Source organism: Yoonia sp. (assembly GCF_965660735.1).
Taxonomy (GTDB): Bacteria; Pseudomonadota; Alphaproteobacteria; order Rhodobacterales; family Rhodobacteraceae; genus Yoonia.
Map to the genome: position 1 here is coordinate 1 of NZ_CBFIBD010000030.1, position 14,268 is coordinate 14,268.

Consider the following 14,268-nt stretch of genomic DNA (forward strand, 5'->3'; position numbering starts at 1 on the left):
AGAACGCGCGGTCGAGATTGCCAAGACCAAGGGCGCCAAACGCGCCGTGATCCTGCCGGTCAGCGCACCGTTCCATTGCAGCCTGATGGCCCCCGCGGCACGCGCGATGGCCGCCGCACTGGGCGATGTGGACATCGCCGCACCTGCGGTGCCGGTGGTGGCCAATGTGGTGGCACGCGCCGTGTCGGACCCTGATGAAATCCGCGCGCTGCTGGTCGATCAGGTGACAGGTGCGGTTCGCTGGCGCGAGAGCGTAGCCTATATGGCCGCGCAAGGCGTGACAGAGGTGTTCGAGATCGGCGCGGGCAAGGCGCTTTCGGGCATGGTCAAGCGGATTGACCGGGGGCTGACGGCGACGGCGGTCAGCACACCCGAAGATGTGGCTGCCATGGCGGCCGCTATCCACACGTAATACATAAGTAAAGGCAGGCATATGTTTGATTTGAATGGAAAGAATGTTCTGATTACCGGCGCGTCCGGTGGAATTGGCGGCGCCATTGCGGCAGCCTTGCACAGTGCCGGGGCGACGGTGGCGCTGTCCGGCACGCGGGTGGATCCGTTGAATGCACTGGCCGCGCAGTTGGGCGCGCGTACCCATGTGCTGCCATGTAACCTGAGCGATGCCGAGGCCGTGAACGCGCTACCCAAACAGGCGGCCGATGCGATGGGATCAGTTGATGTTCTGGTCAATAATGCGGGCATCACGCGCGACAATATTTTCATGCGTATGTCTGATGACGAATGGTCCAGCGTGCTGGACGTGAACCTGACCGCGACGATGCGGCTGTGCAAGGGCGTGATCCGGGGCATGATGAAATCCCGCTGGGGGCGGATCGTGAATATCTCGTCCGTTGTCGGGGCGACGGGAAATCCGGGGCAGGCCAATTATGCCGCGTCCAAAGCCGGCATGGTCGGCATGTCGAAATCGATCGCCTATGAGGTCGCCAGCCGGGGCATTACCGTGAATTGCGTCGCGCCGGGTTTCATCACCACGGCGATGACCGAAAAGCTGACCGATGACCAGAAATCGGCCATTCTGGCGCAGGTGCCCGCAGGTCGCATGGGTGACCCAGAGGAAATCGCGGCGGCGGTGCTGTATCTTTCCAGCCCCGAAGCGGCCTATGTCACAGGAACGACCTTGCATGTGAATGGCGGGATGGCCATGCTGTAAGGGCGGTGATTGGCGCTGCCCAAAACCGTTTGCCTATCTGCAATTGTCTGCTATAGGCCACGCAGATTTGTCGCAAGGCAGACATGTTGCCCGTTTCGGGCGCAACCAAGAGGGCACAAGCCCTGAGTAGAACAGGGCCCTTTGCCCGTAAAGAATGAGGAATTGACATGAGCGACGTTGCTGACCGCGTACGCAAGATCGTTGTAGAGCATCTTGGTGTTGAAGAAGACAAAGTGACGGAAACTGCGTCCTTCATTGATGATCTGGGCGCTGACAGCCTTGATACCGTCGAGTTGGTCATGGCTTTTGAAGAAGAATTCGGGATCGAAATCCCAGATGATGCAGCCGAAACGATCCAGACGTTCGGTGATGCGGTCAAATTCATCAATGGCGCGCAATAAGCGATAGCCTGATCGTGCTTGAAATGCGGCGCCCCCTTGGGGCGCCGTTTTCGTGTGCGGGATCCTTGGTCGCTGGCTGTATTCTGCCGGGTGATTGCGTGTCCCGCACTTGCCCCGGTGCATCCGACTGCGTTACTAGGGTGGGAAAATACGCCAAATGTGAGGGCAGATTATGCGTCGTGTTGTTGTAACGGGCTTGGGGCTGGTCACACCCCTTGCGGATGGTGTGGAAAAATCTTGGGAACGTCTGTTGGACGGAAAGTCCGGGGCGGGCCCGATTACCGGGTTCGATCCCAGCGGGCTGAGCACGACCTATGCCTGCGAAGTGCCGCTTGGCGACGGGTCTGACGGGACTTTTCTTGCCGACACCTACATGGACCCAAAGGAACAGCGTAAAGTCGATACCTTTATCCTGTTCGGTATGGCCGCAGCACAGCAAGCCGTCGAAGATTCAGGCTGGATGCCAACGGACCGCGAAGATCAGGAACGCACCGGCGTTTTGATCGGGTCAGGCATTGGCGGGCTGAATTCCATCGCGAACACTGCCATCATGATGAACGAAAAAGGCCCCCGCCGGGTTTCGCCGTTCTTTGTGCCGGGCGCGCTGATCAACCTGATTTCCGGGCAGGTGTCGATCCGCTATGGCTTTCGCGGGCCGAACCATTCTGTCGTGACGGCCTGTTCGACGGGGGCGCATGCCATTGGCGACGCATCGCGCCTGATCCAGCATGGCGACGCCGAGGTCATGATCGCCGGCGGCGCCGAGGCTGCGATCTGCAAGATCGGGATCGCCGGTTTCAATGCCTGCAAGGCGCTGAGCACCAAGCACAATGACGACCCGCAAAAGGCGAGCCGCCCGTGGGATGTGGACCGTGACGGTTTTGTCATGGGCGAAGGTGCGGGAATTGTCGTGCTTGAGGAATACGAACATGCCAAGGCGCGCGGTGCGAAAATATATGCCGAGGTTCTGGGCTATGGGTTGAGTGGTGACGCCTATCACATCACCGCCCCGCCGCCGGATCATGAAGGTGCCGAACGCGCGATGCGTGCGGCTTGCCGGAATGCCGGGATTGAACCGGCGCAGATTGATTATGTGAATGCCCATGGCACCTCGACCATGGCCGATACGATCGAACTGTCGGCGGTGGAACGGCTGATGGGCGATGCAGCGGGCAACCTGACGATGTCATCGACGAAATCGGCAACCGGGCATTTGCTGGGCGCTGCCGGCGCGATCGAGGCGATTTTCAGCATTCTGGCGATCCGCGATCAAGTTGCCCCGCCAACGATAAATCTGGACAATCCTGCGGTGGAAACCGTCGTCGATCTGTGCGCCAACGAAAAGCGGCCTTGCAAGATTGATGTGGCGCTGTCCAATTCCTTTGGCTTTGGCGGCACCAACGCCAGCGTGGTCTTTGGGAAAGTCAGCTGATGTGGCGACACATTGCGGCCAATACGCTGACCTTTCTGATTGTCGCCCTGTTTCTGATGGTGGGTGCGATCAGCTGGGGCGCCAAGCAATATCGTGATCCGGGCCCCCTGGCACAGGCCATGTGTCTGCGCGTTCAGGGTGGATCGAACATGTCCGCAGTAGCAGCGCAGCTTGCTGAAAAAGGGGCGGTCAGCTCACCTGCGATTTTTCGGATCGGTGCCGACTACCAAGAGAAATCCAGCCTGCTGAAAGCAGGAAGTTTTCGGGTGCCCGAAGCCGCGTCGATGCAGGAAATCGTCGATATCGTGACCCGGGGTGGCCGCAACACCTGCGGCACCGAGGTGATCTATCGGATCGGTATCAACGCGGCTGACATTCAGGTGCGGGAACTGAACCCCGTCAGCAATGATTACGAGGAATTGGTCCGGTTTGATCCAAAGGAAGAAAATATCCCCGATGCCTATGGCACTGTGCGCGCGGCGACCGATACGACCTATCGCGTGACGCTTGCCGAGGGTGTGACGAGTTGGCAGGTTCTGAACGCGCTTGGCGGGTTTGACGTGCTGGAGGCCAATGTGAACGAAATACCAGCCGAGGGAACGCTTGCGCCCGACAGCTATGACATCCACAGCGGCGAGCGCGTCTCGGATGTATTGGCCCGGATGCAGGACCGGCAAACCGCTATTTTGGCCGAAGCGTGGGAAAATCGCGCCGATGACCTGCCGATCACGACGCCGCAAGAGGCGCTGATCCTGGCCAGTATCGTTGAAAAGGAAACCGGCGTGCCGTCCGAGCGGGGCGAGGTCGCGAGCGTTTTTGTCAACCGTCTGAACCGCGGGATGCGTTTGCAGACTGACCCGACCGTAATTTACGGAATCACACAGGGCGAGGGGGTTCTGGGCCGCGGGCTGCGCCAAAGCGAATTGCGTGGACAAACCCCATGGAACACCTACGTCATCCCCGGCCTGCCCCCGACACCGATTGCGAATCCCGGCCGTGCCAGTATCGAAGCGGCGTTGAATCCGGACAGCACGGACTACATCTTTTTCGTGGCTGATGGCAGTGGAGGGCATGCGTTTGCCACCAATCTGGATGATCACAACCGCAACGTCGCCCGCTGGCGCGAGGTTGAGGCGGAACGTGCGCAGTGACGTGTAACGTGCTGTAAAACGTTAATAAAAATAAAAGCACCCGCGCGCATGGCGTGCCGCCTGCATTTGACATTTGGGGTGTGATGACGCTAGTCTGATCGGGCTAGACGGTTGGCTGGTGCTTGCTGCACCACAGATCGCTCGACTGTAACGGAAGCCCCTTACAGGTCAGACCATCATGAATGAAATGAACGAAACGGGTGCGCATTGCCATGGCGATGCGGCGGCCCGTGTGGCGGAAATTTCCGGTCTTTTCGTCAGTATCCGGCAGATCCTTGCGCAGATGATCGACGGCATCGGCGTGCCCGATGCCCGGACCCCCAAAACCATCATCGCAAAATTGAGCGAGTTGCAATCCGCGCATCTGAAGGTGCTTGCGGCAGAGGAGGCATTTCATGCCCAGCAAGATGCAGTCGGCGGCGCCGACACAATCGACATGGAGACAATCCGCGCTGACATCCGGGGCCAGCTTGATCGCATCCGCGCCGCGCAGGACGCAGGACCGCTTTCTGGCGGGGCTGAGTGATGTGCAGCTTGCCGCCTTGCCGTATCTGTTCGATTTCTGGGCCTTGCCGCATCAACGGCCCCCGGATGGCGATTGGCGCACATGGGTCATTCTGGGCGGGCGTGGTGCGGGAAAAACCCGTGCCGGTGCAGAATGGGTGCGTGCCATGGTCGAAGGCCGCCGGCGCCTTTTGCCAGGTGGGGCGCGGCGGGTTGCATTGGTGGCCGAGACGATTGATCAGGCGCGCGAGGTCATGGTGTTCGGCGATAGCGGGATCATGGCGATCAGCCCGCCCGGCCAGCGCCCGGCATGGGTGCCGGGGCGGCGGATGCTGATCTGGCCCAATGGCGCGCAGGCGCAGCTGTTTTCCGCCCATGATCCCGAAAGCCTGCGCGGCCCGCAATTCGATGCGGCCTGGGTTGATGAACTGGCGAAATGGCGCAAGGCCGATGCCACTTGGGACATGCTGCAATTCGGTCTGCGGCTGGGCGACCGCCCGCGCGTCTGTGTGACCACCACACCGCGGCGCATCACGCTGCTGCGCGATTTGCTGGACCGCGACAGCACGGTGATGACCCATGCGCCGACGCAGGCGAACCGCGCCAATCTGGCGGCCAGTTTCCTGTCGGAAATCGCAGCGCGTTATGCAGGCACGTCGCTGGGCCGGCAGGAAATCGACGGTGCGTTGCTGACAGACGTGGATGGTGCGCTGTGGGGGGTGGAACAGCTGCTGGCCTGCCAGGTGGAAAGCCCGCCTGACCTGACGCGCATTGTGGTGGCGATCGACCCGCCGGGGTCGTCACATGCCGGGTCGGACGCTTGCGGGATTATCGTCGCGGGGGTCTGCGTGGACGGCCCGGTGCAGAGCTGGCGCGCCCATGTGCTGGAGGATGCCAGCATCGGTGCCGCCCGCCCGACCGACTGGGCGCGCGCCGCGATTGCAGCGATGCAGCGCCACGGCGCCGACCGGCTGGTCGCCGAGGTCAACCAGGGCGGTGATATGGTCGAGGCGGTCATACGCCAGATCGATCCGCTGGTGTCCTACCGGTCAGTGCATGCGTCGCGGGGCAAGGTGGCGCGTGCGGAACCTGTGGCGGCGCTCTATGAACAGGGGCGGGTGGGCCATGCCCGCGGCCTTGGCGCGCTGGAGGACCAGATGTGCCAGATGACGACCGCAGGTTTCGCGGGGCGCGGGTCGCCCGACCGTGTCGATGCGCTTGTCTGGGCGCTGCATGATCTGTTGATCGAACCGGCGGCGACATGGCGCAACCCCAGTATCCGCACACTATAATGGGGTGTTGCAGGGGGGTGCGTGCGCCCCCCTGTCATCTTTGTAATCTTTGTCAGGCAAATTGTTTTTCGTGGATCGCAGACGGTCACCACCGACCGGCACCAAGGAGTTTTGAATGTTTGAATTTTTCGCCCGTGCCAAGTCAGATGCCCCCGAGGTCAAGGCCTCGGCTACGGGGCGTGTGTTGGCGATGCAAGGTGCCGGTCGCGTGGCCTGGAGCCCGCGAGATGTCGTGTCGCTGACCCGCGCTGGATTCACCGGCAACCCCATCGGCTATCGCGCGGTCAAGATGATCGCAGAGGCGGCGGCGGCGATGCCGCTGGTCGTGCAGGACGCGCAGCGCCGCTATGACACGCACCCTGTGCAGGCGTTGCTGGCGCGGCCCAATGCGGCACAGGGGCGCGCTGAACTGCTTGAGGCGTTGTTCGGGCAGGTTCTGCTGACCGGCAACGGCTATCTGGAGGCGGTTGCCGACGATGCGCTGCCTGTGGAAATGCATGTGCTGCGGTCTGATCGGATGTCGGTCGTGCCGGGGGCGGATGGCTGGCCTGCGGGGTATGAATACAATGTCAATGGGCGCAAGCATCGGTTTGCCGTCACCGAAGGGCAAAGCCCGATCTGCCATATCAAGAGCTTTCACCCACAGGACGATCATTACGGGTTTTCGGCCTTGCAGGCCGCGGCGGGTGCGATTGACGTGCATAATGCGGCCTCGCGCTGGTCCAAGGCGCTGTTGGATAATGCAGCACGGCCATCGGGGGCAATTGTCTATCGCGGGGCGGACGGACAAGCATCGCTGTCGGCGGATCAATATGACCGCCTGCTGAGCGAGATGGAGACCCAGCATCAGGGTGCGCGCAACGCCGGTCGCCCGATGCTGCTGGAAGGGGGGCTAGATTGGAAGCCGATGGGCTTTTCACCGTCCGACATGGAGTTCCAGAAAACGAAAGAGGCCGCCGCACGCGAGATCGCGATTGCCTTTGGCGTTCCGCCGATGCTGCTGGGGATACCGGGTGATGCGACCTATGCCAATTATCAGGAAGCCAACCGCGCGTTCTATCGTTTGACGGTTTTGCCCTTGGCAACCCGTGTGACCAGCGCGATTGCCGACTGGCTGTCGGATTTTTCCGGCGAACGGATCGAGCTGCGCCCTGATCTGGACCAGATTGCGGCGCTGTCAGTCGAACGCGATGCGCAGTGGCGCCGGGTCAGCGATGCCGCGTTCCTGACGGATGGGGAAAAACGCGCGCTTTTGGGGTTGCCCGCGCTGGAGGTTGGCAATGGACAGTAAGATCGTCGATCTGACGGGCAAGCCGCGCAAGGATGTGCCGCCGCCGGTGTCGGATTTCTGGTTCGCGCAGGTCGATGTGCGGCTGGGCCGGATCGAATTCATGGTGTCGCGGCTGGAATGGCAGATCTGGATCATTGTCTGTGGCTGCGCGGGCCTGCTGATTTTTGAGATTGTGAAAGCATTAAGCGGGGGACCCCAATGAGTCTGGAACATAAATTCTGCCCTTTGGCTGGCGATGTGACCGTCACGGACGGATCTGTCATTTCGGGATATGCGTCATTGTTTGGTAAGGCCGATCAGGGCGGTGACACGGTTGAAACCGGCGCCTATGCCGCATCGCTGGCCAGGGGGCGCAAGATCAAGTTGCTGTGGCAGCATGATCCCACCCAGCCCATCGGCGTCTGGGACGAGGTCCGCGAGGATGCGCGCGGTCTGTGGGTCAAGGGCCGGTTGCTGACCGATGTGGCCCGCGGCCGCGAGGCGGCGTCGCTGATCGGGGCGGGGGCGATTGACGGTTTGTCGATCGGATACCGCACCGTGAAGGCCCGCAAGGACGACAAGGGCGGACGCCTTTTGTCGGAACTGGAGCTGTGGGAGGTGTCGCTGGTGACCTTTCCCATGCTTTCCGATGCGCGTGTGGCGGCCAAGGGCGATGACCCGGCAGCGGCCATAATGCGTGACCTGGCAGAGGCATTTCAGGATGCGCGCCAGTTGATGGTGCGGGGCTGACCCCGCCAGAAACCACGATCAAAGGATTGATTGATGAGCAAGACTGAGAGCGTTTCTCGGGCCGGGGAAGATTTGTCTCCGGCACATGAACTGAAAACGGCGATTGCCGGATTCATGAGCGATTTCAAAGACTTTTCCAACGGCATGAATGCCAAACTTCAAGAACAGGACAACCGGATGAACAAGCTGGACCGTAAGACGATGATGACTGCGCGCGCCCCTTTGGCGATGGCTGCGACACAGGATGCGCCGCATCAAAAGGCCTTTGCCGCCTATCTGCGCTCGGGTGATGACGACGGCTTGCGCGGGCTGGAACTGGACGGCAAGGCGATGGGCACCACGATTGCCGCCGACGGTGGTTATCTGGTGGACCCGCAGACGGCGGATACAATCAAGGGCACGCTGTCGTCCACCGCATCTATCCGGGCGATTGCCAATGTGGTGAGTGTCGATGCGACATCTTACGACGTGCTGGTCGATCACACCGAGATGGGCGCAGGCTGGGCGACCGAAACCGGCGGCATTGCGGAAACCGCCACCCCGCAGATCGACCGCATCACCATTCCGCTGCACGAATTGTCGGCGCTTCCCAAGGCATCGCAGCGTCTGCTGGATGACAGCGCCTTTGACATCGAAGGCTGGCTGGCCGGGCGCATCGCCGACAAATTCGCCCGGTCCGAGGCAGGGGCGTTCATTGCCGGTGACGGCGTGGACAAGCCTAAGGGGCTGCTGACCTATCCGACCGTGGATAACGTGATCTGGGAATGGGGCAACATCGGGTATGTGGTAACGGGTGAAACGGGTGGGATTCCGGGCGGCGATCCGATTGTCGATCTGGTCTATGCGCTGGGGGCGGAATACCATGCGAACGGCACGTTCGTGATGAATTCGAAAACCGCGGGCACCATTCGCAAGCTGAAAGACAACGATGGTCGTTTCCTGTGGTCCGATGGTCTGGCCGCCGGTGAACCTGCGCGTCTGATGGGCTATCCGGTGCTGATCGCCGAGGACATGCCCGACATCGCCGCCGGTGCCACAGCGATTGCATTCGGTGACTTTGGTGCCGGCTATACCGTGGCCGAACGCCCCGACCTGCGCGTGTTGCGTGATCCGTTCTCGGCCAAGCCGCATGTGCTGTTCTATGCCACCAAGCGCGTCGGCGGTGCCGTCAGCGATTTTGCCGCGGTCAAGCTGCTCAAGTTCGCGACCAGCTAAGGCGCTGGCGTGAAGGGGGCCGTTCTATCCTGGATGGTCCCCGTCACCCGGGCGCGCGCGATGCAGCCCTGCATTGTCTAGCTGCTCCCTTCCGTCCGAGGAATGCAGGGCGGGCGCGTGCCCGGGCCGATTGGCCCCGCCGCCAATAAGATCAGTGATTTGCGGAGTAATTCCATGATGTTAATCGAAAAGACCACCGTGCCGCAATCGGCGCTGCCGGTCGCAGAATTCAAAGACCACATGCGCCTTGGTTCGGGGTTTGCCGATGACAATGCGCAAGACCCGGTGCTGGAAACCTACCTGCGGGCTGCGATGGCCGCGATCGAGGCGCGGACTGGCAAGATCCTGATTGCGCGGGAATTTGAATGGACCCTGACCAGATGGCGCGATAGCCACCGCCAGCCGCTGCCCGTGGCACCGGTTGGCGCGATCATCGGGGTGACACTGGTGGATCGGGACGGGAATGAAACTCTGACCGGTCCTGACGCCTGGGTTCTGGAACCGGACAGCCAGCGCCCCGGTTTGACGGCAACAGGGGCCTGCTTGCCTGCCATCCCCGCATATGGCGCGGTGCAGATCGGGTTGCTGGCCGGCTTTGGGCCAGAGTGGGATGATCTGCCCGCCGATCTGGCCCAAGCGGTGATGCTGCTGGCCGCGCATTTTTACGAATACCGCCATGATGTCAGCCGGGGCACACCTGCGATGCCCTTTGGCGTCACCGCCCTGGTCGAACGGTATCGCGCCGTGCGCCTGTTCATGGGGGGCCAATCATGAGGGCCCCGCATCTGAACCGGGCGCTGGTGCTGGAGGCGCCTTTGCGCGCGGGTGACGGCGCCGGTGGCTATATTCGCGACTGGCAGGTGCGCGGCGTGCTTTGGGCCGAGATCAAGGCGGGCATGGGGCGCGAGGCGGCGGCCTTTGCAGCCACAGTATCGCGCGTCCCATACCGGATTACAGTGCGCGCCGCACCCCATGGTGCTGCATCGCGGCCTGTTGCGGGTCAGCGGTTTCGCGAAGGTAGCCGCGTATTCCAGATCAATGCCGTCGCCGAAAGTGACAGCCGCGCCCGCTATCTGACCTGCTTTGCGACAGAGGAAACCGCGTCATGAGCTATGCTGTGTCTTCCGCCTTGCAGGCGGCTGTTTTTCAAGAACTTTTCAATAATTCAGGCGTCACCGTTCTGGTCGGGTCGGCGATCTATGATGCGCTGCCCGGTGGCACGCTGCCTGCGCTTTACATCGTGCTGGGGGCCGAGGATGTGCGCGATGCATCCGACAAGACCGGCGGGGGTGCATTGCATGAATTCACGGTCAGCATCGTGACGGAAAGTGCCGGATTTTCCAGCGCCAAAAATCTGGCGGCGGCGGTGTCCGACGCGCTGATCGATGCACCCCTGACCCTGACGCGCGGCACGCTGGTGTCGCTGAATTTCTACAAGGCAAAGGCCGCCCGCGTGGGCACCGGCGACATGCGCCAGATCAACCTGATTTTCCGCGCCCGTGTCGCGGATGATGCTTAATCCAGAGGAGTAGTGGCAATGACAGCCCAGAACGGCAAGGACCTGTTGGTCAAGATCGACATGACAGGCAATGGACTTTTTGAAACTGCCGCAGGTTTGCGGGCGACGCGGATCAGCTTTAACGCCGAAAGCGTGGATGTGACCAGCCTTGACAGCACGAGCGGATGGCGCGAACTGCTGGGGGGGGCGGGCGTGAAAACCGCGTCAATCTCTGGCTCTGGCGTGTTCAAGGACGCGGCGACAGACGAACGGGCGCGTCAGATTTTCTTTGACGGCGACACGCCGGATTTTCAGGTCATCATCCCCGATTTCGGCACCGTGCAGGGACCGTTCCAGATCACATCCGTCGAATATGCCGGCAATCACGACGGCGAGGCGACGTATGAGCTGTCGCTGGCATCCGCCGGGGCGCTGACCTTCACGGCGCTGATCTGATGGCGAACCCCTGGGCAGGCGAGGTGGCGGTAATGATCGACGGGCAGGCGCATGTCTGCAAGCTGACGCTGGGGGCGCTGGCCGAACTGGAATCCGCTCTTGGCACCGGCACCCTGATAGACCTGATCCGCCGTTTCGAAGGGGGCGCGTTTTCGGGCCGCGACGTAATGGCGGTGATCGTGGCGGGCTTGCGTGGCGGCGGCTGGACCGGGCAATCGTCCGATCTGATCACCGCCGAGATCGCGGGCGGGCCTGTCGGGGCGGCAAAGCTGGCGGCGACGCTGCTGGCGCGCGCCTTTGAAACCCCGGCATGACCGGGATGGACTGGCCAGGACTGATGCGTGCGGGGCTGCATGGGCTACGGCTGCACCCCCGCGATTTCTGGGCGCTGACCCCGTCCGAGTTGCAACTGATGCTGGGCCTGTCGCAGGCGCACATGCCCATGGGGCGTGCCCGGCTCGATGACTTGCTGCGTGCCTTTCCCGACACACCAAAGGACATGAATGATGGATGACTTTGACAAGCTGGATGCGCTGGACAGCGATATCAGCGCGCTGGAACGCACCTTGGGGGATACGGCGGCGATGACCGCGGCCTTTGACGGGCAGTTGCGCGGGATGCAGGGCACATTGGGCGAAACCACCCGCGATCTGGGCAATCTGGAACGGGGGTTTTCGCGCGGGTTGCGCCGGGCGTTCGATGGGTTGGTGCTGGACGGTGTGAAACTGTCCGATGCGCTGGGCGGTCTGGCGCAGTCGATGATCGACACGGCGTATTCCGCCGCGATCAACCCGATTACCAATCATATGGGCGGCATGCTGGCCAGCGGCCTGAACGCGGCCGTGTCCGGCCTGATGCCCTATGCCGACGGCGCGCCGTTTTCCCAAGGCCGCGTGATGCCGTTCGCCAAGGGTGGCGTCGTCGGCGGGCCGACGACAATTCCGATGCGCGGCGGCACTGGCCTGATGGGCGAGGCCGGACCAGAGGCGATCATGCCGCTGGCGCGCGGCGCCGACGGGCGTCTGGGCGTGCGCGGGCAGGGCGGCGGCGGGGTGAGTGTCACCATGAACATCACGACGCCTGATGTGCAGGGGTTCCAGCGCAGCCAGGGCCAGATCGCCACGCAGGTGGCCCGCGCCCTGGGCCGCAGCCAACGTAATCGCTAAAGGGGGCCAGCAGATGGCATTTCACGAAATCAGATTTCCCACATCGCTGAGCTTTGGTGCTGTCGGCGGGCCAGAGCGCCGGACCGAGATCGTCACGCTGGCCAACGGGTTCGAGGAGCGCAACACACCATGGGCACATGCCCGCCGCCGCTATGACGCGGGGCTGGGGATGCGGTCGCTGGATGATCTGGAAACCGTAATCGCGTTCTTTGAGGCGCGACAGGGCCAGTTGGCCGGCTTTCGCTGGAAGGATTGGAGCGATTACAAATCCTGCCCCCCCTCGCAAGAGGTGTCGGCGCTGGACCAGCTGATCGCGGTGGGTGACGAGGTCACACAGGTGATGCCGCTGACCAAGACCTATCGGTCGGGCGACCAAAGCTACACGCGCCCGATCGCCAAGCCGGTTGCGGGGTCGGTCCGTATCGCGGTGGGGGGGGATCCATTGCAGGAGGGTATCGATTATACCGTTGATGTGACGACCGGATCGGTCAGTTTCATCCATCCCCCCGATCTGGGGGCCGAGGTGCGCGCGGGTTACATATTCGACGTGCCGGTGCGGTTTGACACCGATGCGATCATGACGTCGGTGTCCGGCTTTCAGGCAGGCGAGGCGCCGAATGTGCCCATCGTGGAGATCCGGGTATGAGCGCCGCACTACAGGCGCATCTGGCGACGGGCGCGACACATGTCTGTCATTGCTGGGCCGTGACCCGCCGTGACGGGCGGGTGCTGGGGTTTACGGACCATGACCGGCCGATCGTCTTTGATGGCATCACGTTTCAGCCCGAAACAGGCCTGAGCGCACGCGCGCTGTCCAGCACCACGGGGCTATCGGTGAACAATTCCGAAGCCATCGGCGCGCTGTCGGCTGCGGCCATCACCGAAGCAGACATCACCGCAGGCCGCTATGACGGGGCCGAGGTTGCGACATGGCTGGTGCAATGGGATGATCCGGCCGCGCGGCAGTTGCGGTTTGTCGGCACGATCGGTGAAATAACCCGTGCGGCAGGTGGCTTTCAGGCGGATCTGCGCGGGCTGACCGAGCCGCTGAACCAGCCGCAGGGCCGGTCCTATATGACGACGTGCAGTGCGGTTCTGGGTGAGGGGCGGTGTGGTGTCGATCTGGCTGATCCGGCCTTTTCCGTCACGCTTGTGGTGGATGCGGTCGCGCAGGGCCAGCAGTTCCGGTTCACCGCTGTCACAGGTTTCAATGACCGGTGGTGCGAAGGCGGTTTCCTGGAGGTGCTGACCGGCGCCGCCACCGGCCTGCGCGAAGTTATCAAACATGACCGGATCAGCGCGGATGCGCGCGCAATCACGCTGTGGCAGCCGATCAGGGGGGCCGTGGCTGCGGGTGACCAGGTCCGCCTGATTGCGGGCTGCGACCGGCGGGCCGGCACATGTGCCGTGAAATTCGCCAATCTGATCAATTTTCAGGGCTTTCCGCATATTCCGGGCGAAGACTGGCTGACGGCGGTGCCGCGATCCGACGGGCAGAATACCGGCGAAAGCCGGACGCGATGACCGCAGAGTTCGCGCGCGCGGCCCGTGGCTGGATCGGCACACCCTATCTGCACCAGGCCTCGGTCCGGGGGGTGGGCTGCGATTGCCTTGGGCTAGTGCGCGGGATCTGGCGCGAATTGCACGGGGACGAGCCGGAACAGGTTCCGGCCTACACCCCGGACTGGTCAGAACCGCAGGGGGACGAGGTGCTGTTGCGCGCGGCATCACGGCATTTGCGCCGCGTGCCGCTGGCGGACATCGCACCGGGCCAGATCATTCTGTTCCGGATGCGGGCGGGGGCCGTGGCCAAACATCTGGGCATCGTCGCGCGCTGCGGCGCGGCACCCACATTCATTCATGCATACGCGGGGCACGGTGTGGTCGAAAGCCCACTGTCGGCCCCGTGGCGGCGCCGGATCACGGCGTGTTTTGCATTTTCCGAAAGGTAGGTCTCTCATG

At 62.6% G+C, this 14,268-nt stretch carries 21 protein-coding genes; all 21 read left to right on the forward strand.

All coding sequences use genetic code 11. The features are described from left to right. Positions 1 to 412: ACP S-malonyltransferase (locus ACTG4B_RS11340; RefSeq protein ID WP_439155819.1), on the forward strand; the 412-nt coding region annotated here is incomplete at its 5' end. A 21-nt stretch (positions 413 to 433) separates the two neighbouring features. Beyond that, positions 434 to 1,171, forward strand: coding sequence for a 3-oxoacyl-[acyl-carrier-protein] reductase (gene fabG, locus ACTG4B_RS11345; RefSeq protein ID WP_439155820.1), 738 nt, complete (start codon positions 434 to 436; stop codon positions 1,169 to 1,171). 167 nt (positions 1,172 to 1,338) lie between these two features. Beyond that, positions 1,339 to 1,572: an acyl carrier protein gene (locus tag ACTG4B_RS11350; RefSeq protein ID WP_045996352.1), complete on the forward strand. Its 234-nt coding sequence runs from the start codon at positions 1,339 to 1,341 to the stop codon at positions 1,570 to 1,572. A 172-nt stretch (positions 1,573 to 1,744) separates the two neighbouring features. Beyond that, the gene (gene fabF, locus ACTG4B_RS11355; protein WP_439155821.1) at positions 1,745 to 3,004 is read left to right on the forward strand and encodes a beta-ketoacyl-ACP synthase II; all 1,260 of its coding nucleotides are present in this window, start codon (positions 1,745 to 1,747) and stop codon (positions 3,002 to 3,004) included. Next, positions 3,004 to 4,155: an endolytic transglycosylase MltG gene (gene mltG / locus ACTG4B_RS11360; protein ID WP_439155822.1), complete on the forward strand. Its 1,152-nt coding sequence runs from the start codon at positions 3,004 to 3,006 to the stop codon at positions 4,153 to 4,155. Before fabF ends, mltG begins: the two co-directional genes overlap by 1 nt. A 178-nt stretch (positions 4,156 to 4,333) precedes the next feature. Beyond that, positions 4,334 to 4,681, forward strand: coding sequence for a hypothetical protein (locus ACTG4B_RS11365; RefSeq protein ID WP_439155823.1), 348 nt, complete (start codon positions 4,334 to 4,336; stop codon positions 4,679 to 4,681). Next, entirely contained in the window at positions 4,563 to 5,951 is a 1,389-nt protein-coding gene (locus ACTG4B_RS11370; protein ID WP_439155854.1) for a DNA-packaging protein, read from the forward strand. The genes ACTG4B_RS11365 and ACTG4B_RS11370 overlap by 119 nt, the downstream gene beginning before the upstream one ends. A gap of 115 nt (positions 5,952 to 6,066) precedes the next feature. Beyond that, positions 6,067 to 7,242, forward strand: coding sequence for a phage portal protein (locus ACTG4B_RS11375; protein ID WP_439155824.1), 1,176 nt, complete (start codon positions 6,067 to 6,069; stop codon positions 7,240 to 7,242). Then, on the forward strand, positions 7,232 to 7,444 hold the full coding sequence (locus ACTG4B_RS11380) for a hypothetical protein (protein ID WP_439155825.1): 213 nt from the start codon (positions 7,232 to 7,234) through the stop codon (positions 7,442 to 7,444). The genes ACTG4B_RS11375 and ACTG4B_RS11380 overlap by 11 nt, the downstream gene beginning before the upstream one ends. After that, positions 7,441 to 7,971: an HK97 family phage prohead protease gene (locus tag ACTG4B_RS11385; RefSeq protein WP_439155826.1), complete on the forward strand. Its 531-nt coding sequence runs from the start codon at positions 7,441 to 7,443 to the stop codon at positions 7,969 to 7,971. Before ACTG4B_RS11380 ends, ACTG4B_RS11385 begins: the two co-directional genes overlap by 4 nt. A gap of 33 nt (positions 7,972 to 8,004) precedes the next feature. Continuing rightward, entirely contained in the window at positions 8,005 to 9,186 is a 1,182-nt protein-coding gene (locus tag ACTG4B_RS11390) for a phage major capsid protein (protein WP_439155827.1), read from the forward strand. Positions 9,187 to 9,360: 174 nt separating this feature from the next. Beyond that, entirely contained in the window at positions 9,361 to 9,960 is a 600-nt protein-coding gene (locus tag ACTG4B_RS11395; RefSeq protein WP_439155828.1) for a head-tail connector protein, read from the forward strand. Further along, entirely contained in the window at positions 9,957 to 10,295 is a 339-nt protein-coding gene (locus ACTG4B_RS11400; protein ID WP_439155829.1) for a head-tail adaptor protein, read from the forward strand. Before ACTG4B_RS11395 ends, ACTG4B_RS11400 begins: the two co-directional genes overlap by 4 nt. After that, positions 10,292 to 10,705, forward strand: a complete 414-nt coding sequence (locus ACTG4B_RS11405) for a DUF3168 domain-containing protein (protein ID WP_439155830.1) — start codon at positions 10,292 to 10,294, stop codon at positions 10,703 to 10,705. Before ACTG4B_RS11400 ends, ACTG4B_RS11405 begins: the two co-directional genes overlap by 4 nt. Before the next feature lie 18 nt (positions 10,706 to 10,723). Further along, positions 10,724 to 11,140, forward strand: coding sequence for a phage major tail protein, TP901-1 family (locus ACTG4B_RS11410; RefSeq protein WP_439155831.1), 417 nt, complete (start codon positions 10,724 to 10,726; stop codon positions 11,138 to 11,140). Further along, positions 11,140 to 11,454: a gene transfer agent family protein gene (locus tag ACTG4B_RS11415; RefSeq protein ID WP_439155832.1), complete on the forward strand. Its 315-nt coding sequence runs from the start codon at positions 11,140 to 11,142 to the stop codon at positions 11,452 to 11,454. Before ACTG4B_RS11410 ends, ACTG4B_RS11415 begins: the two co-directional genes overlap by 1 nt. Before the next feature lie 5 nt (positions 11,455 to 11,459). Next, positions 11,460 to 11,654, forward strand: a complete 195-nt coding sequence (locus tag ACTG4B_RS11420; protein WP_439155833.1) for a rcc01693 family protein — start codon at positions 11,460 to 11,462, stop codon at positions 11,652 to 11,654. Next, a complete protein-coding gene (locus tag ACTG4B_RS11425; protein WP_439155855.1) occupies positions 11,647 to 12,306 on the forward strand; it encodes a phage tail tape measure protein in 660 nt (219 codons plus the stop codon). The genes ACTG4B_RS11420 and ACTG4B_RS11425 overlap by 8 nt, the downstream gene beginning before the upstream one ends. 13 nt (positions 12,307 to 12,319) lie before the next feature. Beyond that, positions 12,320 to 12,952, forward strand: a complete 633-nt coding sequence (locus tag ACTG4B_RS11430; protein ID WP_439155834.1) for a phage distal tail protein, Rcc01695 family — start codon at positions 12,320 to 12,322, stop codon at positions 12,950 to 12,952. Then, on the forward strand, positions 12,949 to 13,830 hold the full coding sequence (locus ACTG4B_RS11435) for a DUF2163 domain-containing protein (RefSeq protein WP_439155835.1): 882 nt from the start codon (positions 12,949 to 12,951) through the stop codon (positions 13,828 to 13,830). Before ACTG4B_RS11430 ends, ACTG4B_RS11435 begins: the two co-directional genes overlap by 4 nt. After that, positions 13,827 to 14,258: a peptidase gene (locus ACTG4B_RS11440; RefSeq protein ID WP_439155836.1), complete on the forward strand. Its 432-nt coding sequence runs from the start codon at positions 13,827 to 13,829 to the stop codon at positions 14,256 to 14,258. The genes ACTG4B_RS11435 and ACTG4B_RS11440 overlap by 4 nt, the downstream gene beginning before the upstream one ends. Positions 14,259 to 14,268 lie beyond the last annotated feature (10 nt).